The organism is Saccharothrix espanaensis DSM 44229, assembly GCF_000328705.1.
Taxonomy (GTDB): domain Bacteria; phylum Actinomycetota; class Actinomycetes; order Mycobacteriales; family Pseudonocardiaceae; genus Actinosynnema; species Actinosynnema espanaense.
Map to the genome: position 1 here is coordinate 6379108 of NC_019673.1, position 23336 is coordinate 6402443.

18 protein-coding genes and 1 pseudogene are annotated in these 23336 nt (G+C 67.5%); 10 read left to right on the plus strand and 9 right to left on the minus strand.

Translation table 11 applies throughout. The annotated features are described in order from the left end of the window. Positions 1-65: 65 nt before the first annotated feature. Positions 66-3764: an NACHT domain-containing protein gene (locus BN6_RS27480; protein ID WP_015103075.1), complete on the minus strand. Its 3699-nt coding sequence runs from the start codon at positions 3762-3764 to the stop codon at positions 66-68. A gap of 225 nt (positions 3765-3989) precedes the next feature. Here BN6_RS27480 and BN6_RS44280 point away from each other — a divergent pair, with 225 nt between their 5' ends. Next, positions 3990-4403, plus strand: coding sequence for a transposase (locus BN6_RS44280; protein ID WP_015103076.1), 414 nt, complete (start codon positions 3990-3992; stop codon positions 4401-4403). Between the two features lie 270 nt (positions 4404-4673). Further along, the gene (locus tag BN6_RS27485; protein WP_148303041.1) at positions 4674-5159 is read left to right on the plus strand and encodes a DUF2690 domain-containing protein; all 486 of its coding nucleotides are present in this window, start codon (positions 4674-4676) and stop codon (positions 5157-5159) included. A 65-nt stretch (positions 5160-5224) separates the two neighbouring features. On the opposite strand, the gene BN6_RS27490 is transcribed toward BN6_RS27485, so the two are convergent. Further along, positions 5225-9148 (minus strand): nSTAND1 domain-containing NTPase, encoded by a 3924-nt coding sequence (locus tag BN6_RS27490; RefSeq protein WP_015103078.1) that lies wholly within the window; start codon positions 9146-9148, stop codon positions 5225-5227. Here BN6_RS27490 and BN6_RS46030 point away from each other — a divergent pair. From BN6_RS46030 to BN6_RS27510, 4 genes are all read left to right on the plus strand, one after another. Continuing rightward, positions 9099-10355, plus strand: coding sequence for a D-alanine--D-alanine ligase family protein (locus BN6_RS46030; RefSeq protein ID WP_148303042.1), 1257 nt, complete (start codon positions 9099-9101; stop codon positions 10353-10355). The genes BN6_RS27490 and BN6_RS46030 overlap by 50 nt on opposite strands. A gap of 9 nt (positions 10356-10364) precedes the next feature. Further along, a complete protein-coding gene (locus BN6_RS27500) occupies positions 10365-11288 on the plus strand; it encodes a threonine ammonia-lyase (RefSeq protein ID WP_015103080.1) in 924 nt (307 codons plus the stop codon). Positions 11289-11297: 9 nt separating this feature from the next. Continuing rightward, positions 11298-11915 carry a C39 family peptidase gene (locus BN6_RS27505; RefSeq protein ID WP_015103081.1) on the plus strand — a complete coding sequence of 206 codons (618 nt, stop codon included), beginning with the start codon at positions 11298-11300 and terminating at the stop codon, positions 11913-11915. Between the two features lie 1008 nt (positions 11916-12923). Further along, entirely contained in the window at positions 12924-14267 is a 1344-nt protein-coding gene (locus BN6_RS27510) for a recombinase family protein (RefSeq protein WP_148303043.1), read from the plus strand. A gap of 444 nt (positions 14268-14711) precedes the next feature. On the opposite strand, the gene BN6_RS43045 is transcribed toward BN6_RS27510, so the two are convergent. Next, positions 14712-15314, minus strand: a complete 603-nt coding sequence (locus BN6_RS43045) for an IS3 family transposase (protein WP_158509446.1) — start codon at positions 15312-15314, stop codon at positions 14712-14714. Next, positions 15212-16771 carry a pentapeptide repeat-containing protein gene (locus BN6_RS44285; RefSeq protein WP_231905437.1) on the minus strand — a complete coding sequence of 520 codons (1560 nt, stop codon included), beginning with the start codon at positions 16769-16771 and terminating at the stop codon, positions 15212-15214. The genes BN6_RS43045 and BN6_RS44285 overlap by 103 nt, the downstream gene beginning before the upstream one ends. On the opposite strand from BN6_RS44285, the gene BN6_RS47000 reads away from it, so the two are divergent. Further along, complete coding sequence (locus BN6_RS47000; protein ID WP_162164595.1) at positions 16749-17105, plus strand: hypothetical protein; 357 nt, start codon at positions 16749-16751, stop codon at positions 17103-17105. The genes BN6_RS44285 and BN6_RS47000 overlap by 23 nt on opposite strands. Here the strand turns inward: BN6_RS47000 and BN6_RS27525 are convergent. The 3 genes and pseudogenes from BN6_RS27525 to BN6_RS27535 form a co-directional block, all read right to left on the minus strand. After that, positions 17094-17837 (minus strand): annotated as a pseudogene (locus tag BN6_RS27525) (integrase core domain-containing protein); the annotation flags it as partial. The gene BN6_RS47000 and the pseudogene BN6_RS27525 sit on opposite strands and share 12 nt — an antisense overlap. 27 nt (positions 17838-17864) lie before the next feature. Next, complete coding sequence (locus tag BN6_RS27530; RefSeq protein WP_015103088.1) at positions 17865-18773, minus strand: IS3 family transposase; 909 nt, start codon at positions 18771-18773, stop codon at positions 17865-17867. 5 nt (positions 18774-18778) lie between these two features. Continuing rightward, positions 18779-19090: a transposase gene (locus BN6_RS27535; RefSeq protein WP_015103089.1), complete on the minus strand. Its 312-nt coding sequence runs from the start codon at positions 19088-19090 to the stop codon at positions 18779-18781. Between the two features lie 316 nt (positions 19091-19406). Between BN6_RS27535 and BN6_RS49145 the strand changes: the two genes are divergently transcribed. From BN6_RS49145 to BN6_RS27550, 3 genes are all read left to right on the plus strand, one after another. Beyond that, positions 19407-19694: a hypothetical protein gene (locus BN6_RS49145; protein WP_015103091.1), complete on the plus strand. Its 288-nt coding sequence runs from the start codon at positions 19407-19409 to the stop codon at positions 19692-19694. Positions 19695-20116: 422 nt separating this feature from the next. After that, positions 20117-20503, plus strand: coding sequence for a Tn3 family transposase (locus BN6_RS46035; RefSeq protein ID WP_269454367.1), 387 nt, complete (start codon positions 20117-20119; stop codon positions 20501-20503). Between the two features lie 71 nt (positions 20504-20574). Next, positions 20575-22056 carry a serine/threonine protein kinase gene (locus tag BN6_RS27550; RefSeq protein ID WP_015103094.1) on the plus strand — a complete coding sequence of 494 codons (1482 nt, stop codon included), beginning with the start codon at positions 20575-20577 and terminating at the stop codon, positions 22054-22056. A 200-nt stretch (positions 22057-22256) separates the two neighbouring features. Here BN6_RS27550 and BN6_RS27555 read toward each other — a convergent pair whose 3' ends face one another. Both BN6_RS27555 and BN6_RS27560 read right to left on the minus strand, forming a co-directional pair. Further along, positions 22257-22814, minus strand: coding sequence for an NYN domain-containing protein (locus BN6_RS27555; RefSeq protein WP_015103095.1), 558 nt, complete (start codon positions 22812-22814; stop codon positions 22257-22259). 34 nt (positions 22815-22848) lie between these two features. Next, positions 22849-23193: a hypothetical protein gene (locus BN6_RS27560; RefSeq protein WP_015103096.1), complete on the minus strand. Its 345-nt coding sequence runs from the start codon at positions 23191-23193 to the stop codon at positions 22849-22851. Between the last annotated feature and the right edge of the window lie 143 nt (positions 23194-23336).

A 23336-nucleotide genomic window follows, 5' to 3' on the forward strand; every position in this document is an offset into this window, starting at 1 on the left:
GTTCCACCTGCACCAGGCGATGAGCACCTAACCACGACGACAGCGACCATCGAGTTCCGAATCTCTCAACCGAACCAACTTTCAGCGGAGGCCAGGTCACCCAGGGTTGACTCGTCAAATTGCTCCGAACAGTGCAGTTCGGACTGCAAGAGCCATTCGATTGGCACGTCCGCAGGCGTAGCGAGTATGTCTTGAATCAGGTATTCCGGAACTGAGCTCGGACGTGCCGCCCCGACGGGATTGAACGGCCCAGACGACCGGAGCAGGTCGCAGCGTTCCAGGGACGGCGCCTCGATCATCCTTTGTCCGATCGCACGGACGGCAGGCCATGAGCACGGCTCCAGATCGATCATGGAGCCCAGCATTTCGTCAGGTAGCCGGTCGAGGGTGTCGACACGATCGACTTCAGCTGTGTGATGGAGGACGAGAAGTGCGGTGTCGACCGTGTGGGCCGCAAGGTCGTCCAGGATCGAGCGTTGAAGGCGACGGCTGACTCCAAAGGCGCCTATTCTGCTCGAAGCGAGTCGGAGACCCCGAAGCTCTTCGGCAGTGACCGAGCGGACAGTCTCATCCACAAAGTCCAGGCAGCGGGCGACGACAGCGGTATCCGCCATGGCCAGCAAGGCAAGAGCCCACGTGATATGGGACAACGCGTCCGAATGGGCGTAGAAGAGGTCGACCCACCAGCGTTGATTGGCACGCTGGTGTCGGACGTCGCGGATGAGTCGACCATAGTCGGCTTGAGGACCCAGTGCACTCGATCCTGGGGTGATGTCTCCGCCTGTTTTGACGGCATTGGCGGGCAGTGCGGCTCCGATGAGGGCTATCTCTGCCGCGAGTAGACACGGGCCGTGGATGGCGGCGAGTTCGCGAGCAGTGTTTCCCCAGACCGACGTGGTGTCCTTCTGCCCTTTCCCTGTATGAGTCGCCTTGAAGACTCGTTCATACCGGCCGTCGCGGGCAATAAGCCGCTTCGCCACACGCCTGGCGAACTCGTTGCCCAGAGTATAGAGAGGGTGCCCTGTATCCGGTAGGCCGTCCGGAAGGTAGCTGTGGGCTTTCTGGCGGAACCGGCCCGCAGCGAAGAGGGAGACCAGGTCATCGGCTTCGTTCAGACCGTCTCTCGGGACCGCGTCACTGCATTGGCCATCGAGCGCGGCACGGAGAGACTGCCGTGCTTGCGCCGAGTCTTCAGGTAGCGCGAGGCCCGCTTCCATCGCCGCGACGACGCTGCGCGGATCGTCCAGCACCAGCCGCGACACGAGGTGCTCCGGCAAAGGAATGCCGGGGGGGACGTGCTTGCCGTAGTACATCCACGCGGCTTCATCCTCGGTGCCTGCGGCAGTCTCGACACCTGACCGCCACCAGCGGGCGACGACCTCTCCCGCATCGCCCTGTGACGACCTCACAAGGTGCTCCAGAAGGTGGCCGCGCAACTTGTTAATCGGATCGTGAGGCCTGTCAGCGATGGCCTCCAGCAGTGCTTTCATGAAAAGTCCCCCGCCGCGGTCTTCCGCCATCGCGGGAAGGTCGTGATCGACGCCCAGCGCGTGGACGAGCAGACGGACGCTCAGGTCGTCCGTGATCAGACGCGCCACCCTCGCCTGGGAACTTCGCCGGGCGACGAAGACACCATCAGCCAGCAACGTCCAGGCGACTTTCCGGGTGTGGGTGATGAGGCCGCGCACTACCGGACCGCCGACCACGGGAGTTGTTCGATGGACCTCTTCCTCCAGCATCTCCGCGAGCGCGGCGAGTTCCCTGACCGCTGCGAATCCCGCATAGAACCGGCAGGTGTTGAACCAATACGGCCGTCGTATCAATGCCCGAAACACTTCCGACCCGTCGAACTTCGGCAGTTCCGCGCCCGCCACGTTGTAGAGGTGATTCGCCGCGAAGTACTCCTGCACCGGTTGCACGTCGAAACGGAAGGTCCCTTGCTCTTTGCTCGTCAGCGCCCACACCCGGTCGGTGACAGCGGTGAACAGCTCATCGACCAACCCGACGTCCTTGCGGACGTCGTGCAGATAGTTCAGGATCGCCCGTTTGATCTCCTTAATGGACAACTGCCCGTTGGACGCAGCGGACTCGGCAAGCATCTGGAAGTGCCAACCCAGATAGGCTGTCACCTCCTCCAGGTCCTTTCTGTGCCTGTGTACCGCGGGACTCTTGGCCGCCTCCCGGTCCAGGAACGTCTCCATGTACGAACGGTACAACTCAGTACGCTCGTCGGGGATGGAGTCGCCACGCTTCTGGATCAGATACAGCAGAATCGTCAGTTGCATCGGGTTCTCGGCCAACTGCGCGATATGCGGTTCAGCAGACCTCGTCACGAAGATGCGTGTGAGCGCGCCACGGTCGGCGACGGAGAGACCTCGTGAATCCGCCCACTTGTCAAGATACTCCCGGCGCAGGACGAATTCGAGCGGCCGCAAGGCGATCGTCTCGAATCTATCCGCAGACGGCTCAGCCAGACCAGAGGAATTCGGCCTGGTAGTGACCACGACCTGTGGCGGCCAATCGTTGGCCCCCAGACGAGCGCACAACTCGTCGATCCTGGACACGACCTCGCTTCTGACCTCCGCGGACGCCACCTCGTCGAGCCCGTCAAGTACAAGCAACAGCGGAAACCGCGCGATCACGTCGTGGACATCCCCGATGGCGACGGGCAGATCACCACTTTTCACCCGCATCAGAGCGGCCAGGAACGACTCGATCGACCGGGAGCGACGCCGACCACGCCCACCGTCCGTCACGGACTCGGAGACATCGAAAGGATCATTTCCGGCCAACCAAGCGGCATAGTCACGCAGATCGACCCTCAACGGCACACGCCGCTTCTTCACTTCGAACGCCGACGCGCCGATCGGCGTACCGCTCTCCTTGCCCGGCAGGAACGCCTCACGGTGCAGCTGGCACAGATACTGCGATAACGTCGACTTGCCCTGCCCCGGGGCACCCCTGATCAGAGTCAACGGCAGGTCGGTACGCAACAGGTACCCGACGACGCCACCCAACTCCTCCAGACCATCACGACGACCTCGCGCCACACCGACCGCGCGCGGCATCGCGATCCGCTCCGCCACGACATCGACATACAGGTCCGCAAGGGCATAGGAGTCCAGGTCGACCTGCTTGAATTTGACCTTCGAATCCTCGTCCCACTGAGTCGCGACGACCTTGACGACCAGGTCGCGCAACTGTGTCTCACGTTCACGCAGCCGAGGCGCCTCGATCAGGTACCGCATAAGGTCCCAACCGGCCAGCATGTCCGCGTACGCCCACAGAAGCGTCTCCGGCGCAGAGTTCAGCCGCGCGTCGATGTCGGCCCGCCACCAACAGCGCATGGGTATACCGAACTCGGCAGAGTACTCCGCAAGACGCTCGTCGAGTCGGTCCATCGTTCCGCGGTCGGGCGCGCTCGTTCCATCCACCGACGTCATCAGGTGATACTGGGTGGCACCTTCTCGGACGAGACGCCTGATGTTGTCGGCTTCGCCCTTGATCGCCGCGTTCAACCATGCGACAGGGCTGCGAATCGCGTTCGCCGACCACTTGACCTGGTAAACGACGTACGGGCCGCCCGGTTCCCGCCGGACCGCGTCCCTGCCGCCATCGGACTGTCCGACCGGCATGCACGTGACGTCAGGAAACGCGTGCGCCAGCAAGGCACCACACATCCGCTGGAACGCCTTCTCCTCAAGCCGCTCATACAGGTAGCGCCCCTGAGGGGTTCGAGACACCGTTCCGTCAGGACGCGTCATCGAGCGACCTGCACGACCCGGTTTCCGACAGACCCGATCTCCCGCACGGTCTCTTCCACCGCTACCCCCGCTTGGCCACCAGGCTCAGGCATCCGGCAATCCTACCGCGCGGCATCGACACCTTGAGGTTCCCCCGGTAGGTCGGTGGCTTTGATCCTCACCTGGTTGTACGGAGTCGGGTTACTCGATGATCACTCGTCTCAGTAGCCCGGAGGACAACCCACGATGCCCAAGCGGTACCCACCCGAGTTCCGGCGCAAGGTGCTCGACCTGGTCGCGTCCGGCCGCCGCGTCGCCCAGGTCGCGGCGGATCTCGACATCAGTGACCAGACGATCTACGCCTGGCGCCGCCAGGAGCCCATCGACTCCGGACAACTACCCGGCACCACCAGCACCGACAACGCCGAACTGGTCGCGGCGCGTCGGCGGATCGCCGAACTCGAGGCCGAGGTCGCCGTCCACCGCCGCGCCGCCGAACTGCTCAAGGAGGGCAGCCCCCCAAAGGCGGTACGAGGCGGTCACGGTGATCGCCTCCGAAGGGCGGTCGATCCAGCTCGCCTGCCGCGTGCTCGGAGTGGCGGAATGCGTCGCTGTCCATCCACATGCGACGTCGATACTCGATCAGCAGGCCGTGCATGATCAGCCAAGGGGTCCACCACGTGCCGATGCAAACGTGGAAGACCTGGTCGAACGGGCCGACCTCGACCGGCTGAGGAAGCACTTGGTGGGCGAGTCGCCGTTGCCGACCGTGCGGCGTTGCGCGGTGTACGGATCTGTACGGACTCGTGACCAGCGTGTACGGGGCCATCGCCGAGGGCTGCCGCCGGCGGGCGAGGTGTTGCTACCACTGAGCGGCGGGCGCTCCAGCCCGAATCCCCGGATCACCGATCCGAAAGTGAGGAAACCGGTGTGAAGAACGTGACAGGGAATCAGGGGGTGCGCCGTCGTCTGGCCGCCGCCCTCGTGACCGCGTTGGCGTTTTTGATGGCCAGCGTGACTTCCGCGCAGGCCGAAGGTGCCAATGGCGGCAGCAACTACTACGACGGCAAGGACCCGGCGGCCACCGGCTGCAACGTCAACGCGTCGCAGATCGCTACCCGGCCGATCCTCGACCGCAATACCGGTCAGCAGGTGGCGTCGATCCAGATCTTTTACTCCTGGTCGTGCGGCGCGAACTGGATCCGGGTGACCGGCAACCCGTACGGCGGCAACGCGACCAAGTACATCGCGTCGTCGCTGGGCGGGTGGAACAGCGAGTGGGACCCAGGGTATGGGTCGAGCTACTCGATGATGGTCTACGCGCCCGGGACGGCGCAGATCAACGGCTACGTCTACCTGTTCGAACCTGGGATCAACGAGTGGAACTGGAGGGCTGAGGGCACCTTCTCCCTGTAGTCGTCGCCCGGTCGAGCCCGCGGTCGCGCGCCCTTACCCAGGTGGCGCGACTGCGGTTCGGCCGATCAGTCGCAGGGCGCGTCGTAGGGCTGGTCGGGCACCAGTTGCGCCCACTCCGCCGCAGTGATGGCGTCCCCGACCACCTCACAAATGCGACCGGCTGCGGATTCCGGGTCGGTGTCCCAGATGAGGATCCCACCAGCCCGGGTGCCAGCGACGAGGGTGCGCCCGTCCGGGCTGAATTGAGTGGTGAGCACGCCCTCTGACGCGGCCTGGAGGGTCGCCAGGCGTTGCGGTCGGTGCGGATCGCCCAGGTCCCATAGCCAGATCGTCCGGTCGACGCTGCTGACTGCGAGCACGTCGGACCGCGGCCTGAAGCTCAGCTCGAAGATCTCGTCGATCGGCCCGAGGAGCGGCGGGCCGACCGGGACCGGCGGGCCGACCGTGGAGAGGTCCGCCAGGCGCACCGTGTAGTCGGCACCGCCGAACGCCGCGAGCGTGCCCGAGCCGTTGATCGCCGCCGCGTAGACCGGGCCGCTCGCCCCGGTGGCGGTGCCGAGGAGCCGCACGTCCGCGATGTCGTCGACGTCCCAGAGGTAGCCCTTGCCGTCACCTGCCGACGCGGCCAGTCGGCGGCCGTCCGGGCTGAACCTGACGCCGTAGACCTTGGTCGATGACACCGCGATCGTCGCGGCGACCCGAGGGCTGTCGGGGACGCTGATGTCGATGACGCGGACGGTGCCGTCGTCGCTCGACACCGCCGCCTTTCGGCCGTCTGGGCTCACCACGATGCCCTCGACCAACTCGGTCGCGGTCGCGAGCCGCGCGCGGACCCGAGCCGGTGACCCACCGCCAGCGACGTCCCACAGCACGATTGAGCCGTCGTCGCCACCCGCGATCACAGTGCCGCTGTCCGGTGTGATGGCGACCGCGCCGGTCAGCAGCGGGTCGTCGGGCCCCACCGCGAGCGGTTCGCCGAACCGCACCGGCCGCAGGGGGTCGGAGGTGTCCCAGAGGTGCACCTTGCCACGCCCGGTGCCGGCGGCCAGGCGGCTGCCGCTCGCGTCGAACGCGACCGCGAAGACGGGGTCCGCACCGGTCGACACCGGGCCAATCGTGGTCCACGTGCGGGTGACGCCGTCCTCCGCCAAGGTGGTCAGGGTATGTCTGCTGGCGTACGCGACCGCAGTCACCGGGGTGGAGTGGCTGAACTCGGCCAACGACTCCCAAGTCGCCGTGTTCCACCGCCACACCATGCCGTCGGCGCCCGCGGCGGCGAGCACACCGCCGTCCGGGCTGAACGTCACCGCGTTCACCCAGCTCGTGGGTCCGCTCAGTGGAGGGCCTGCGGACCTCGGGTTCTGCCGGTCTGTGACGTCCCAGCGGTAGACGACGTGCTCACCGGCGGTGCCCGCGACCAGGGTGCGGCCGTCGGGCGAGTACGCGACCGCGAACACCTGGCTGATCGGGCCTGCCGGTGTGGTGAGCGCTTCGGGGCGGGCCGGATCGGTGACGTCCCAGACCCGCACGGATCGGTCCTCCCCGCCGGATGCCATCGTCCGGCCGTCGGGGGCGAAGGCCACGCCCCGCACGGTCGCTGTCGGCCCGGTGACGGTCGGTAGCTCGGTCGGGACAGGGAGGTCGAGGCGCCACAAGCGGATCGCCGTGCCCGCAGCGACCGCGAGCAGCCCGCCGTCGCTGCGGACCGTCAGCGCGGTCACGGGGTCGCCGCGGCCGGGCAGGTGCGCGACCTCGACCGGTCTGGCGGGGTCGTCGAGGCGCCACATCCGGACCGCGCCCGTTTCGTCACCCGAGAAGAGAGCGGTCTCGCCTGGGGTGAACGTCAGGGCCGTGGTGGTTGTGCCCCCGGTCAGCGTCGCCACGGACGACGTGGCTGCGGCCCGCCCGCCATCCGCGTGCCGCAGGTCGATGAGGCCTGCGTCCGTGCCGAACGCGGTGAACGCACCCGACGTCGCGACGGACTTGGTGGTGCCCTTGTCGACGCGGAAGCGGTGAGGCACGACTCGGGCGGAGGAGTCTAGTACCGCGGACCGGGCCTCCGGGGTGGCCGCGATGTGGTACGCGGCCAGGGCGAGCTGCGCGGCGAGCGCGGCATCCTTGCCCACGAGGCGGTCCGCCGTCGCCGCGATCTGCCTCGATGCGGACAGCCGGTCGTTGTGCGCCGCAGCATCCCGATCATGGTCGGCCTGGACGGCGACCAGGTTCGCGTAGCCTGCGGTGCCGGCTGCGACAAGCGCCAGGATGATGAGCACGGCGGTCACCTGGTATCTGCGGCGCAGTCGGCGGCGCAGCGCGATCGCCTCGGCGCGTTGCCGGGATGCGGAGGCGTCGAGGAACTCCTGTTCCAGCACGTTGAGCCGGTCGGTGTCGTCGGACGCCCAGGCCAGCGCGGTTGTCAGGCGCGGTCCTCGGTACAGGTCGTCGTCGTGGCACCCGCCGTTGCGCCACACCCGGGCAGCGATGGTCAGCCTGCTGTGGGTTTCGTGGCCCGCCCGGTCGTGCGTGAGCCACTCTGCCAGCCTGGGCCACCCGCTCAGCAGCGCCTCGTGGCTGATCTCCACGGTCTCGGAACCGACGATCAGCAGGCGTTGGGCGACGAACCGCTCGAACACCACCGCAGTGGCGTCGTCGTCCCCGGTGAGCAGCTCGTCGATCGGCACGGGTCTGCGCGTGTCCGGCGTCCCCGGTTCTGAGCGCACCAGTCGGAGGAACAGGCGGTGGGCGATGGTCCTCTCGGAGGGAGTGAGCGACAGGTACACGTGTTCGGCGGTCCGGGCGATCGCGCCGCGCACACCGCCGACAATCCGATAGTGCGCAAGCCCGATGGTCCTCCGGTCCGACTTGTCTTCGCGGTAGGCGTCGACCAGCGCTTGCAGCGTGTGCGACAGCATCGGCAGGACACCCGCTTCGTAGGTCGCGCTGGCGCCGGGCCGTGCAGCTGCTTCCCGGATCAAGACTTCGACCAAGGGCTCGTCGAGTTGATAACCGGAGATCCGGGCCGGTTCCACGACGACCTCGCGGACCTGCCGCTCGGTCAGCGGGCCGACCACGACCTGCGCGTCCTGGGACAGCACCGCCAATCGGGGTTCGCGCAGCACCCGGCCGTAGAAGTCCGCCCGGAAGGCCAGCACGACCAGCGGACCGGGCGATGTCGCGCTCTCCGCTTCGTCCGCGAGCACCGCGGTGAGGAAACCCCGTCGCTGGTCCTCGTTCTCGCACAGGGTGAACAGCTCTTCGAATTGGTCCACGACGAGGACGACGTGGCCATCGCCGGCCGCCGACCCCGCCACCTCGCGCCACGACGTCGGGTCTTCAACCAGCGCCCGGAACACCTCGTCCGCTGGCTGCCCGGTCAGCTTCGCGGTGTGCTCTGCGAGTTCTTGCAGGGGCGCCGTGCCGGGCGTCATCAGCAGCACCGGCCATGACTCCGCGTCCGACACCGGTGGACGTCCCTGTGCGAGGGCGGGGATCAGCCCCGCGCGCAGGACCGACGATTTCCCCGATCCCGAAGGGCCGACCACGATCAGCGGGCTGCCGGTCCCGCGGCGTCGGGCCAGTTCGGCCAGCAAGCGGTCCACGAGCTCACCGCGACCGAAGAAGAAACCGGCGTCCTTGATCTGGAACGGTTCGAGGCCGCGGTAGGGATTCGGCGCCGACGCCACCTCGCGCTCGACCTGCCCGCGCAGGGTCGCGAGCACGTCGAGCCACTCCTGCCTGGCCTGCGCGCTGGTCACCCCCATCGCTGCGAGCAGGGTCGCGAACTGCCCGGTCACTGCCATCTGCGGCATATGCCGTCCCCGGCAGTAGCCGGAGATCGTGGTGAACCCCAGCCCGGTGTCGGTCGCCAAGGCTCGGAACGAGCGCCCCGAGCGTCGACGCAGGCGGTCCAGCTCCTGGGCGAACTCGGCCGGTGTGCTGATGGCACCCGGTCTGCCTTCGTCGCGCGGTAACGGGTCCTTGTCGGTCATCGGCGCGTCCTCCAGGGCGTGCTCTTCCGGGACCTGCGGACAGGAGGTGTACGGATCTGTACGAACCTCGGCGGAGGGCGTTCTGCCCCGTGACGTGTCCCGTGTTGGCTGGGCGAACTCCCGTCAGCCCTCTCACCCAGGAGGAACCGTGCCCCGTCCACTCGTACTGCTGATCGGCGGCAGGAGCACCGAGCATGACGCGTCCCTGCACAGTTACCGACACGTCTTGGCGGAAGTCGGCGCGGAACCGGAGAGGCACGAGGTCGTCGCCGTGGTCTACATCCGGCGCCTCGGCGGTGCCCAGGTCTTCCGCCGCGCGCCGTGGCCCGTGGACGAGGCCGACCTGCTGGCGGGCCCCGAGATCCCGACCATCGACGCGGTCCGCTTCCTGGCGGAGTGCGGTGCCTTCGTCTTCTCCCTGCTGCACGGCACCGAGGGCGAGGACGGCTGCTGGCAGGGCGTCGCCGAGATGTTCGGACTCCGGGGCAGCTTCGGTCCCGTGCTCGGTTCGGCCCTCGGCATGGACAAGTCGCTCCAGTCTGCCGTCGCGGCGTCCGTGATCCCCGATCTGCGCTGCCCTCCCGTCACGGTTGTTCGGCGGGACGACATCGCGTCGGGAGTCGACCGGGCACTTGCAGAGTTGGGCGACCGTGCCGTCGTGGTCAAGCCGAACCGGATGGGCGCCTCCCTGCTGATCGAGAAGCTGACCGACTGGGACGGAGCGGACCTGCTGAAGGCCGTGTCGGCGATCCATGAGTACGACCCCGAGGCCTTGGTCCAAGAGTTCGTGCACGGTGACGAGCACAGCTGCGGCGTGGTCGAGCAGCACGGGGAGCCGGTGGCGCTGCCGGTCCTGCGCATCCAGACCGAGCACGGCTTCTTCGGGCACGCCGAGAAGCACAGACACGGCCTCGCCGGCGTGCGGGTCGAGACCTCCGCGGTGGCGCGTCGCGTCCAACGGGTGTCCGAGCTGCTGTTCCGCGAGCTGAAGCTGTTCGGTTGGAGCCGCTTCGACTTCATCGTCTCCGGTGGAGAGCTTCACTTCCTGGAGACGAACACGATCCCCGGCCTGATGAGCGGCAGCCTCTTCCCCGCCATGTTGCGCGCTGGCGGCCGGTCCATCGGCGACCTGATCGACGCCTGCGTCGACGCCGCTCACGGCCGACCGGCCGTGAGCAAGCACCTTGCCTACCGCATCGAGCACTGAGGGACCGCGATGACTATCGAGCCGACCACCACCGCGAGACCGGTCCCCTCCGTCACGCCGATCCACGAACTCGCCGCGCACGGCTGGTGCCGCCTGCTGGTCAAGGACGAGACGCGACAGGTCTCCGGTGCGTTCAAGTTCCGCGGCGTGACGCACAAGCTGTCGAAGCTGCGCCCCGGCACCCCGCTGGTGACCGCGTCCACCGGTAACCACGCGGCCGCGCTGTCCGTCGCCGCCGAGGCGGCGGGCCACGAACTGCACGTCTTCACGCCCGAGAGCACCCCCAAGGTGAAACGGCGCCGCATCATCGACCATAGCGCCCGGGTCTTCACCGTCGCTGGCGGCTACGACGACGCGGAACGTGCGGCCATGGCACACGCCGGGTCCGAGCGGCTGACCTACGTGCACAGCTTCGACGACCCGGACGTGATCGCCGGGCACACCGGCCTGTTCGTCGAGGCGAGCAGGCAGGGTGTAAATCCCGACGTCGCGTTCGTGCCGATCGGCGGCGGTGGCCTGGTGTCCGCGGCGATCGGAGCCTGGGGCGGCAGCTGCCGCATCGTGGGCGTCGAGCACGCGGGTGCGCCCGCCATGCGCCGCTCGCTGAACACCGGTGCACGGTGCCGGCTGCCGACGGTGCAGGGCCCGGCGGAAGGTCTGCTGGTGCGCCGGGTCGGCAGGCTTCCGTTCGACATCGCGGCACGGTTCGGGCTGCGGGTGGCCGTCGTGACCGACGACGAGATCGCCGCCGCCCTGCGCCTGCTCTGGTACGAGGCGGGCATCCGGGCCGAGTACGCCGGAGCGGCGGCCCTCGCGGTCGCGCTCCGGGAACCGCGGCCAGAGCTCGACGCGTTCTGCGTGGTGTCGGGCGGGAACATCGACGACGCCGTGTGGCACCGCGCCATGGACGGCGTCGGCGGCCCTCTCGGTTAGGGTCGCGCCGTGGACGACACCGTCGAACTGCCGATCCCCTACTTCTCGCAATGGGAGTCCGCCGACCTCGTGCCCGCGCTGCTCGCGGGTGAGGTCTCGGCCGCCTCGGACCCCGCATGGGCGAGGTCCGGCGCCTCGACACCGCAGGAGTACGAGTTCTGGTCGTGGCGCATGTGCGGGATCGCCTGCCTGCGCATGGTGCTCGCGCACCGGGACGGTTCCGCGCCTCCCGCGATGTTGTTGAAGGACGACTGCGTGGTGGAGGGTGCCTACGTCGTCGAAGGCACGTCGGTGAAAGGGCTCATCTACGCGCCCTTCGCCCGGTACGTCGAGCGGAAGTGGGACCTGGCGGCCGAGGTCGTCACGGCGGTCGGCCTCGTCGAGGTCGGCGACCTGGTACGACGCGCCAAGCCGGTGATGATTTCGGTGCACCCCTCGGTGCGCGAACCGGCCGGGACCGCGGGCGGTCGCGGCGGGCACCTCGTGCTCGCGGTCGGCGCGGCACCGGACGGGCTGCTGCTGCACAACCCGTCCGGTCTGCCCGGGAAGTCCCAGGAGTTCGCCTTCGTCCGGCACGAGTTGCTCGACCGGTACTACGCAGGACGCGGCGTCGTGTTCGAACTCTGACCGACGCGGGTCGCCGTCAGCCACAGGGCTTGTGATCCCAGGGCGCGAGCGCGAACCGGCCGGACGACGCCCGTGGTGGGCGGGTCGAGCGGAGACGCCTTCGGGACGATCTCGACATCGCAATTCCTCCCGCTGGTACGTGCCCTTGGCTGGGGTGGGCCGACTGCGCCGCGTTCACCGATTTCAACACGCGGCACAGCGGGTTGTCAGCCGCAGGCGTGACGGAGGTCGCCCACGGCATTGCCAGCCTCACCGCTGGCACACACAACGCCTCTCTGTCGGGCAGGAGTGAGCACGAACAGGCCGAGGGCGCGGTACTCCTCTAGATCACCGTCAGCGACCCTGGTTGCTCGAGGCGCGAGCCGGGAATTCCATTGTGAGCCAACGCTGGCGACCTGCACACCGCAACGCACAACTGCGGACGCCGCCACGCCTCACGGCTCGAAATCGACAGTTCGTCGCCATGCGGCGTGGCGAACGAGGTGCTGGTTACCGGTGCCGGAGCAGCGTCTTCGTTGCACGATCCGTACAACCCGGAACGCGCCTCCACGTGAACACCACGCTCGGCCTGGTGCCGAACTATGGCAACGTCGTCGAAAACGGCCCACGCCGCGCCATCCCCGTGTCCGTCAACGGCCGGCTGGCGAACTGGTTCACCTGACCGACGGCCTGGCGTTCCAACTCCAGGTACCCGCCGGTTTCACTCAGCAGCAGGTGATCGGATTGGAGGAAGGCATCAGCTGACGGGGCCCTCCGCACGTCGACCTCGCGACCGGGTGTGGCCAGGTCGAGACTCTAGCGCTACCCACCAAATGGATCAGCTCTACCCACCAGATGGATCGCGTGGTCGCGAACATCCGCTTCTGCCGCATAGCGGGCGTCAATCTTGCAGCTGGCGGCGACGTTTGCTGACGGGGCACCCACCGGCCCGGCTGGTGCGTCGGTCGATTCAGAGCCTGCCATGCCGCCCGGGAGGCCATCTTGAGATGATCTTGTTTTCCTGTGGTGGTGTGGAAGTCGGCTGTCGTGGTGTTGTCCGGTCGGGACGTGCTCACGGACTGGATGGGCCTGCGGGCGGAAGATTGGACCGGGGTCCGGTGCGACCAGGGGCCGGCTCCCACGGGTGGCCTGCGGTTCGCGTTCTACGGTCGGACCTCGACCACCGAGCACCAGGATCCGGTGACCTCGCGGGCGTGGCAGTTGGAGGTCGCGCAGGAGTTGATCGCCGGTCACGGCACCATCACCACCACCTTCTTCGACGCCGGACGGTCACGGCGCGACCGGTGGCGCGACCGGCCCCAGGCCGCAGATCTACAGGCCGCCCTGCGTGATCCGGACCGAACGTTCGACGCGATCGTCGTGGGCGAGTACGAACGAGGCTTCGCCGGTGACCAGTTGGAGCGACTGCTGGCGTTGTTCCGACGCCATGGCGTGCAGGTGTGGCTGCCCGAAGCCGGTGGACCGGTCGACCTGGCGACACCGGAGCACCGGGCGACACCGGAGCACCGGGCGTTGGTCAGAATGTTGGGTGCGCAGTCGCTGCGCGAGGTGGTCCGCGACCGGCACCGCGCGATGGCGGCCATGCGGGCACTGACCGAGGAAGGCCGCTACCTGGGCGGACGCGCTCCCTACGGCTACCGGTTGGTCGAGGCGGGCCCGCACCCCCAGCCCGCAGGCGCGCGCCGCGGCCGCAACGTCACCCGCCTGGAACCCGACCCGCAGACCACACCGACCGTGCGGTGGCTGTTCACCGAACGCCTGGCCGGACGCAGCATCGGGAACATGGTCGAGATCCTCAACCAGCGACGCACGCCGTGCCCGACCGAACACGACCCCGCGCGCAACACCCACCGCGCCGGACGCCGTTGGACGGCCGAGACGGTGACCACGATCCTGCGCAACCCCCGCTACACCGGCTGGCAGGTGTGGAATCGGCAGAGCGTCGACCACGACCACACCACCCCGAGCGATCAGCGACGCCACCGTATGACGAAGCGCAAACCCGCGCACCAGTGGGTGCTGTCCCGCCAGCGCGCCCACACCCCGCTGGTCGGCGAACACGATTTCGTCGCCGTCCAGCGCATCCGCGCCCAACGCCCGAACCGGCGAGGGGAGGCCCGGGAGTATCTGCTGGCCGGGCTGCTGCGCTGCGGCGCGTGCGGGCGGCGCATGGAGTCGCGCTGGGTGCACGGGCGGCCCGGCTACCGCTGCCGTCACCTTCGCGGTCCGCGCACCGAGGCGACGCCGCCGACGCTCTACTTCCGCGAAGAGCAGTTGATCACCAGGATCGGGCACACCCTGCACCTGCCCGCAGCGGCGAGCCCGCGCCTGGCCGTCGACGCACTGCGCTGAGACCGAGCCGTGATCATCTGTCATGCCGACAGAGTGATCGCCGAAGAACCGCGCGTATCGACGGGCCGGTGGAAAAGATGAACCCCACAACGCCGGTCCGACAAATCGTCAACCTGCCCCGTGGGGAAACTGTGTGTCCGAGGACTTGAACCCCCACGCGTGGGATGCATCCCCGCCGGGGGGTCGAATCTCCGCGCCTCGTCACAGCGATGGTGTTGTTGGTGCCCGTCCCGCTGCGGGGACGTGTCACACGTAGAACGTAGCACAAGCGATCCTCCGCTGTCACACCGTCCACAATGGCTAACGGTAACTCGGCAGTGTCATTGATCGTTGCTTTTCTGATGTGGTGGGCCTTTATGGCAACGCCGCGCATCGGACGAAATGTCGTGTCGGACGAAATGTCGTTCGGTCAATGCCTCGTCCCCGCAGACCGGACACCGGATTTCATGCTACAAGGGCGAGGCCTCGACGATAGCCGACACGGACTTCGTGCGGAGTCCGGTAGCTGACTTTCGAATATAGACGGTCGTGGTTGTAGTAGCCCAGGTAGGCGAAAGCGTCGCGTCGGGCGTCGGCGCGGGTGTCCCAGACGGTCGTCCCGATCTCGGTCTTGACGGTGGCGAAGAACGACTCGGCGACGCCGTTGTCGAAGCACGACCCGGTCCGTCCCACCGACGGCCGGATGCCATGACCAGCGAACGCGGAGCGGAACAGTCCGGAGGTGTACTGCGACCCGCGATCGGCGTGAAGAATCGCGTCGCCGCCGGCCAGGCCGCGTTTGATGGCGAGGTCGACGGCGTCGCGGACCAGTTCGGCGCGCATGTGGTCGGCCATCGCGAGCCCGATGACCTCGCGGCTGTGCAGGTCGATTACCGTGGCCAGGTAGAGCCAGCCCTCCCGCGTGGGCAGACGCAGAGTGGGCGTTCTGGGGCGATGGCCGGTGGTCAGTCTTGGTCGTCGACAACGGGTCGGGCGCCGTCCCGGAGGAGTTGGTGCCAGGTGCCTTTCAGACCTTCGATGTGCTGCTGTTCGTCGGCGGGCCGCCATCCGGAGGGCCAGGTCGATTCGCTCGCGTGAACGACCAGGCATCCGTCGAACACGACGCCCCCGTGGAACACCGTTGGAAACGGGCGCTCGTGGAACCCGGCGACGCCGGAGAACCTTGCGCCATCGAACTTAGCGACGCCGGTGAACCTCGCATAGCCGAACTCGGCGTACCCGTTGAACACTGCGTGTTCGAACCGGGTGGTTTTGGCGAATCTCGCGTTCTTAAACATGGCGTCCTTCGTGAACGTCGCTCGATCGAACCTCGCATGCCCCATGAAGGTCGCTCCGTCGAACCTGGCAAGCCCGGTGAAGGTCGCTCCGTCGAACCCGGCAAGCCCGGTGAAGGTCGCTCCGTCGAACCCCGCGGGTCCCCTGAACTCAGCCCTGGTGAACCCGACGTCCCCGGCGAACTTCGCGCGGTCGAACTGGGTATCCCCGGCGAAGATCGCTCCGGCGAAACCTGCGGGCCCCGTGAACTCCGCTCGGGTGAAGCCGACATCCCCCGCGAACTCTGCTCGACCGAACCCTGAGTGTCCGGCGAACTCCGCTCCATCGAACCTCGCGGGCCTGGTGAAGGTCGTTTGGTCGAATCTGGCATCACTGGCGAACCTCGCGCCGGGGAACCCGGCAATTCCGTTGAAGATCGCTCGGTCGAACCTCGTGTCCCCGGCGAAGACAGCTCGATCGAACTCGGCGTCCCCGGCAAACTTCGCTCCGTTAAACGCTGCGGCATTCTCGAATCGCGCTCCGTCGAACTTGACGGGTCCGTGGAACACAGCTCCACCGAACGCGGTGTGACGTGGCTGGCATCGACTCAGGTCAAAAGAACAGAGGGTGGCGCCGGTGAGATTGAGGTCGGTGTCGGGCCAGAAGGTGATGGCTTGGCGGTCTACGGTGGGCCCGGGCCGCAGGTGGTCGCGCAGGATCTGCTGGGCCGTTAACCGGACCTCTAGTTCCTGTCGACGTTGGTCGTAGCGGGCCAAGCTCGCTTCGTCGGCATCGGCTACGGGTGGATCGCCGGGCAGAGCAAACGGCATGCGCAGGTAGGCGCACAACACGTTGACCACGGTCTGCCGCTGCGGCGGGTTGTCCTGGGCGAGGCGTTCCAGCGCGTACATTCCGGCCTGCCGGACCGGTGCCTTATCCGACCCGACCTGTTCGACGGACAAGGCAAACAGCTCGGTGATCCGGCGGGCTTCGGCGTCGGTGCGGATGTGCTCGGCGGACAGGCGTTGAAGTTCGTGGGAGCGATCCGCCTTCCGGCTTTCCAACTCGTGGGAGCGGTCGGCCGTGTCGCTTTGAAGCTTGTAGTCGCGTTGGGCGTCCTCCTGGTCGCGTTCCTTCTGCACCAGGCTCACCTCCGTGGCGTACTGCCTACGCCACGCCAGGTACAGCGCGAAGACACCACCGCTACCGAGGCCGATGCTCAATCCGGTGCGCAGTGCGTCGAACCGCACCGTCATCACCCCCTGCCCGGTCAAGCCAGCGGTTGTTGTCCACCACAACAACATCACCACCAGTCCGGCTGTGGCCACCATGATCACGGCGGCGACCGTTGCAATCATTCGCGCCGGCATCGGCTCCAGCGGCACCCTCGTCGCCGGTGGTGAATTCCGCGATGCGGAATCCGGCGATGCGGACACCGGCGAGGCCGGCGCCGACACACCGGACGTGCCGGTACGGGGTGTCGCGGCAGGTAAGTGCTCGGTCACACCAGAAAGCATGACCTCCGCCGGCCAGTACAAGACCGGAGCGGAGCCGGCTACACCCGAATGCCAGCTAACTGTATGAGGCCACGACGTTGGTGACGCCGTCGTGGAGCCGGGTGGCTGGCGGTTGGTTTCCAGCGGCAGTGTGGGGTCGATGGTGGTTGTAGTGCACGTTCCAGACGGCCGGGGCGTCGGTGCGTTGCTGTTCGCTGGTCCAGGTCCGGGCGTGGGGGAACTCCTCGGTGAGGATGCGGTTGTAGCGTTCGACCTTGCCGTTGTGGCGCGGGGTGTGGGCCCTGATGCACTGGTGGCGGGCTCCGAGCAGGGCCTTGGCGAAGTCGTGGGCGCGGTGGCGGGAGCCGTTGTCGGTGACGACGCGGTGGATGTGGCCGATGCCGTGGGCGGCGAGGAACGCCCTGGCCCGGTGCGGGAATGTGATCGCGGTGACCGCCTTCTCGTGGGGCAGGGCCTCGGTGTAGGCCGGGCGGGAGAACCCGTCGACCGCGGAGTGCGGGTAGGTGTAGCCGGCGCGGGCGCCCTTGTTCTTGGTGCGTTCGACCTGTCGGGCCTGATCGCTGCCGCGGCCATGGGCCCGCCGGCCGCCCCCGTCGGGGATCACGCCGGCCTTCTTGACGTCCAGGTGCACCATGTGGCCCGGCCACCGGGCGGTGATCCGGCGGGGAAGCCGGTTCTCGCCGGTCGGATCGAGGAATCGGCGACGGTTCAGGCCCAGGTGGGTCAGGTGCCGTCCGACGGTGCGCACCGAGATGCGGACGCCGTCGGCTTCCAGTTCCAGGGCGATGCGGCGGGCTGAGGTTCCCCCGATAGCTCGGAGCGGTGGTTACCTGGCTCCGGTCGGTGATGTGGGGATGATAGACGGCTTGGTCTGGGCGGCGTTCCGAGCGGCTTCGTACTCGTCCGGGCTGAGCCAGCCGAGGTCCTTCTGGATGCGCTCGGTGTTGTAGAAGCCGTCGATATAGCCGAAGATCGCGTTCGCGGCCTCGTCGCGCGTGCGCCAGGATTTCCGGTAGACGAGTTCGATCTTCAGCGTGGAGAAGAAGTTCTCCATCAGGGCGTTGTCGTAGGAGTCGCCGACCGAACCCATCGACGGCAGGATTCCGTTGTCCGCCAGCCGTTCTCCGAACCTGATCGACGTGTAGGTCGAGCCCCTGTCGGAGTGGTGGACCAACTGTCCGTCGCGCACGTCGCGGGACCAGATGGCGTATTCCAGCGCGCCGAGGACCAGGTCGGTGTCGCAGCGGTCGCCGGTCTTCCAGCCGACGATCCGGTTGGAGAACGCGTCGCGCACGGCGGCGAGCCGGAACGTGCCTTCGCCGGTGGGGATGCGGGTGGCGTCGGCGACCCACAACCGGTTCGGGGCGGGTGCGGTGAAGTCCCGGTTGACCCGGTCCGGCGCCGGTGTCGCCCGCGGGTCCTGCCTGGTGGAGGACGTCCGCCACTTCTTTCGGAGGAACGCCCCCTGCAGGCCGGCCTGGCGCATCAGCCGTTCGACTCGCTTGCGCGACACCCGCACGGCCCGGCGGCGCAGGACCTGGTGCACACGCGGGCTGCCGTAGGTGCCGCCGGAGGCAGTGCGGATGTCGACGATCTCCGCGGTGATCGTCTCGTCGTCGCGCCGCCGCCGCGGCGGTTCGGCCTGCCGTCGGACCCAGCCGTGATAGGTGGAGGAGGCGATACCGAGTACCCGGAGGACGGGCTCGACCCCGAAGCGGCTGCGAAGCTCCCCCACGAGCGTCACGACCGTCGCCGGGTCGGGTCGAGTTCCGAAGCGAAAAAAGCGGATGCCGCCTTGAGGATCTCGTTGGCGCGCTTGAGTTCCGCGTTCTCCCGCCGCAATCTGCGCAGCTCCTCCGACTCACTTGTCGTCGGCCGGTCGCCCCGCTCGCCGCGGTCGGCCTCGTCCTGCCGGATCCAGTTGCGCAGGGCCTCGTGATGCACGCCGAGTTGGCGGGCCAGGTGCGCGATCACGGGCTTCGGATCCGACTCCCTGTACAGCCGGACCGCACGAGCCCTCAACTCGTCGGGGTACTTCTTCGGTGCTGCCACGGACGACTCCCTTCAGACCCTATCGGACCATGCTTGAAAGCCTCCGAGCTATCGGGGGAACCTCACCGATGACCCTGTTCGAGCTGCAAGCCTGGCTCGGACACCGCAGTCCGGAAGCCACCCAGCACTACGCCAAGATCACCCCGAACACACTGGCCAGGGCCTACAACGACGCCGGCTACTTCGCCCGCAACGTCCACACCATCGAAGTCCTGGTCGACCGGGACGCCGTCACCTCCGGCCAGGCCGCCGCCGGCGAACCTTGGCAGCACTACGACCTGGGCCACGGCTACTGCACCTACACGTTCTTCGAGCAGTGCCCGCACCGGATGCCTGCGCCCGCTGCGACTTCTACACCCCCAAGGACTCCAGCAAGGGCCAACTGCTGGAAGCCAAGGACAACCTCCAGCGGATGCTGGCCAACCTCCCACTGACCGACGACGAACAAGCCGCCGTCGACGACGGCCAGGCCGCCCTCGACCAACTCCTGGAACGGCTGGCCGACGTCCCCACCCCGAGCGGGCCTTCGCCGCGCGAGATCGGCATCCCGGCCACCGCCACGCTACTGCCGATCATGCCGGTGGACAGGAGCAATGCGACCTGAGCTGGCCGCTGCGAAACAAGTGCTACCTCCGCATACGTCGACTCACAGGGTGGGTCGTCTGGCCATCTGGCCAGTTGATCTCGCCCGGGAAGCCATACGGGGCACCCTCGAAGCGCGGATGCCAGCCATAGCCGCGACATTGGGGACAGTTTCGCGTCTGGCGATGGTGAACCTCAGTGGGGCTGGCGGGCATCGTCTGAACCTGACCTTGTCCTGTGCAGTGGTCACACAGCTGCCAGTCAGCCGGAATCCCCGCAGGTCGAGGCGGTTCCGGCGACTTCCGCTCCCCAAACAGACCCATATTTACGGAGAGTACTGCACTCCGCACTCTACGTCGCAGGCAGTGAAGACGCTCGAGTTCGACCTGTGCCTGCCTGAACGGTGAAACAGGTCAAACTTGACAAATCAGATTCCACAGAACGCTGCGCTACCTCGCCGACGAGGCCTACCGACGGCGCATCACCCGCCAGCTCAACAAGGGCGAGTCGCTGCACAGCCTGCGCCGCGATCTGTTCTTCGCCCATGAGGGCTCGGTGCGGCGCCGCCACCACGAACAGCAGACCGAACAGGCGCTGTGCCTGTCACTGGTGGTCAACGCGATTATCACCTGGAACACCGCCTACCTCGAACTCGCACTAGAGCACCTGGCCGCCCGCCGCGGCCGTATCGACCACGACCTGCTCGCCCACGTCTCCCCGGCCCTGATGGAACACGTCAACCCCTACGGCACCTACGAGTTCCCGGTCGAGGCCGAGTACGCCCGCCAAGGGTTCCGTCCGCTCCGTGACCGCCCCTCGCCAGGCTTGTGACCGCCGCCGGTCCGAAATTGTCGGACCCGGTGTTTAACATTTCTGGATCTAGTGTGAACGGAGATGGTTCGATGCGTATTACCTGCAAGAATGGTGTGTGGGAGCTCGGCGACCGGATCGGCGGGGGCGGCTACGGCCAAGTGCTGGAGGCGCGTTCCGAGTCGGGGGTGAACGGTGCGGCCAAGCTGGTGCCCAAGGAGCCCGGCGCGGAGCGCGAACTGCTGTTCGCCGAGTTGGACGGGGTCCGCAACGTCGTGCCGATCATCGACGACGGTGAGACCGACGACGCGTGGGTGCTGGTCATGCCACGCGCGGAACGCTCTCTGGAAGAACACCTCAAGCAGGTCGGCGGCTCTCTCGACGTCGGCTCCGCGGTGGCGGTGCTGCGCGACATCGCGGTGACGCTGGCCGATCTGGAAGGCCGCGTCGTACACCGTGACCTGAAACCGGGCAACGTGTTGCTGCTCGACGGCCACTGGTGCCTGGCCGATTTCGGTATCGCCCGCTACGCGGACGCCACGACCGCCCCGGACACGCGCAAGGGAGCCTTCTCCGTGCTCTACGCGGCGCCGGAACGGTGGAGCAACGAACGCGCCACCGCCGCCACCGACGTCTACTCCTTCGGGTGCATCGCCTACGAACTGCTGTCGGGCGCTCCGCCGTTCACCGGCGGGTACGTCCACGAACTGCGCGAGGCACACCTGCACGGCGACGTGCCGCACCTGGTGTCCGCCCCGGCGGTACTGGCCGCGTTGGTGGAGGAGTGCCTGTACAAGTCCCCGCAGGCCCGCCCCAACGCCGTAAACCTGGTCAAGCGCCTCGAACGCGCGGCCGAACAGGCTGCCTCACCTGGGTTGGCCGCGTTGCAGGAGGCCAACCGCGCACAAGCCGTCAGCAAGGCCGCGTCGGTGCGAGCGGAGTCCGTGGCGCAGTCGGAGCAGCAGCGGCGCGCGGGGTTGTTCGAGGCGGCCACGCGCAGCTTCGCCAGGATCGCCGACGCGTTCAAGGACGCGTTGACCAGCAACGCCCCGGGAGCCGTCGTCCAAGCGGTGCGCGGTGGCGGCTGGGAGATCCACTTGGGGCAGGCCGTGCTCACCCTGACCGGTCCCACGCCGACGGCGGAATCGGCATGGGGTTCGTGGGACCGCCCTGGCTTCGACGTGATCGCGCACACCGAGATCGATCTGCTCATCCCGGCCGACAGTTACGGCTACGAGGGGCGCGAGCACTCGTTGTGGTTCTGCGACGCCGCCCCCACCGGCCAAGGCAGCTACCAGTGGTTCGAGACGGCGTTCATGGTCTCGCCCCTGCTCAACCGCCCGGTGCGGCAGGACCCGTTCGCCCTCGACCCCGGCACGGAGGCGGCCAAGGCACTGTGGACCGGCATGGCGGAGTGGCAGCTCGCCTGGCCGTTCACACCGTTGACCGTGGACGACCTCGACGAGTTCATCGGCAGGTGGGCGGGATGGTTGGCCACAGCCTCAAACGGCAGGCTGAGCCACCCCAGCTCGATGCCCGAACGGCGCCCGGAGAACAGCTTCCGCCGCCGTTGACCACCGACTTCTGACATACGCGGCCGCACGTACCGGCCAGCTGACCGGCTGGTCGCACGGAACCCCGCCGTGCCGGCGCACCGCAGCTGTGCGCCTTCATCACAGCGTCCTGGCCGCTGGCCAGGACGCTGTGATGTTGCTCGACCTCGACCGGCGGGGGCGCGATCCGCGCACGCGACTGCTTGGCCGTTGTGCAGTCATTAGCTCGACGGCGGCCTGGACAGGTAGTCGAAGTGAGGGTCGAGCTCGACGAACTCGTCGGCTGTGTCGCGGAGCTCACGGCTGACGGCGTGCTTCCAGGACACGACCCGCACTCCCAGACCGCGCCCCTGCAACGAGCGGATCGTGGGCAGGAAGTCGCCGTCACCGGCGGCCAAGACTGCCATGTCCCCCATGTCGGACTTCATGTAGGTGAAGGAGTCCTCCAGCATCTTGGTGGCCAGGGCGGTGTCGACCTGCTTCTCCTTGTTGGTGAAGACGCTGCGGTCGAAGGTCACCACCTCGAAGTCGGCGTCGCGGACCTTCTGCCAGATGCTGTCGTTCTCCGGTGGTCTGGAGCCGAACAGGATCGATCTGCCCACGAACTGGTCCGATGGACAGAGCAAGTCGTAGAACTTGCCGAAGTCGTAGGTCCAGGGCGCGGTGATCTGTCGTGCCATGGCGGTGCGGACGTCGGGGGCCAGGCCGGTGCGGACCGCTTGGATGCGTTGGCCCTCGATCCAGATGTTGGAGTTGTCGACGTAGACGTACAGGGTCATGGGAGTGCCTTTCTTGTAGTGGGGAAACGCGGGGTCAGCCGCAGACGAGCTGCCGGATCTGGCGCAGCAGGTCCTCGGCTTCGGATCCGCCGATGGACCGGAGCGTCTCGTCGCCCCGGTCGCTGGGGTTCAGGACCGCCTTGATGACGTCGGCGACCGGACTGCCCAGCAGGTAGAGCCGCACCACGTCCTCCTGGTTCGGCGGAAGCTCCTGGGGCAGGTGTCCGAGACCGTGTGATTCGAGGGCCCGACTGATCTCTGTACGTACGTGTACCCCGAGCCGACCCGCCCCTTGGATCTTCTTGAGCGTGTCCATCGTGGTCTTGCGCAGTCCGTCGTTGTTCGCCACTGCGGTGCGCAGTGCCTCGTAGCTGTCCATCCGACCTCCACGATTAGTTTCTGATCTCTACTAAAGATGAAGGCTAAAGATCGCCCACTGACTCCACAAGGGCCATCCGGCCTAGTCACTTCTCAAAAACGATCCATTTCGAGAAGGCCGTCAAGGACACCTCCGCTGTCGAT

What these genes read in the sequence shown, in the direction of transcription:
- BN6_RS27480 (WP_015103075.1), bottom strand. Translation starts at nt 3,764, where the DNA reads ATGACGCGTCCTGACGGAACGGTGTCTCGAACCCCTCAGGGGCGCTAC.
- BN6_RS27500 (WP_015103080.1), top strand. Translation starts at nt 10,365, where the DNA reads ATGACTATCGAGCCGACCACCACCGCGAGACCGGTCCCCTCCGTCACG.
- BN6_RS46030 (WP_148303042.1), top strand. Translation starts at nt 9,099, where the DNA reads ATGGCACCCGGTCTGCCTTCGTCGCGCGGTAACGGGTCCTTGTCGGTC.
- BN6_RS27490 (WP_015103078.1), bottom strand. Translation starts at nt 9,148, where the DNA reads ATGACCGACAAGGACCCGTTACCGCGCGACGAAGGCAGACCGGGTGCC.
- BN6_RS27550 (WP_015103094.1), top strand. Translation starts at nt 20,575, where the DNA reads ATGCGTATTACCTGCAAGAATGGTGTGTGGGAGCTCGGCGACCGGATC.
- BN6_RS43045 (WP_158509446.1), bottom strand. Translation starts at nt 15,314, where the DNA reads ATGGCGGCCCGCCGACGAACAGCAGCACATCGAAGGTCTGAAAGGCAC.
- BN6_RS27555 (WP_015103095.1), bottom strand. Translation starts at nt 22,814, where the DNA reads ATGACCCTGTACGTCTACGTCGACAACTCCAACATCTGGATCGAGGGC.
- BN6_RS27560 (WP_015103096.1), bottom strand. Translation starts at nt 23,193, where the DNA reads ATGGACAGCTACGAGGCACTGCGCACCGCAGTGGCGAACAACGACGGA.
- BN6_RS44280 (WP_015103076.1), top strand. Translation starts at nt 3,990, where the DNA reads ATGCCCAAGCGGTACCCACCCGAGTTCCGGCGCAAGGTGCTCGACCTG.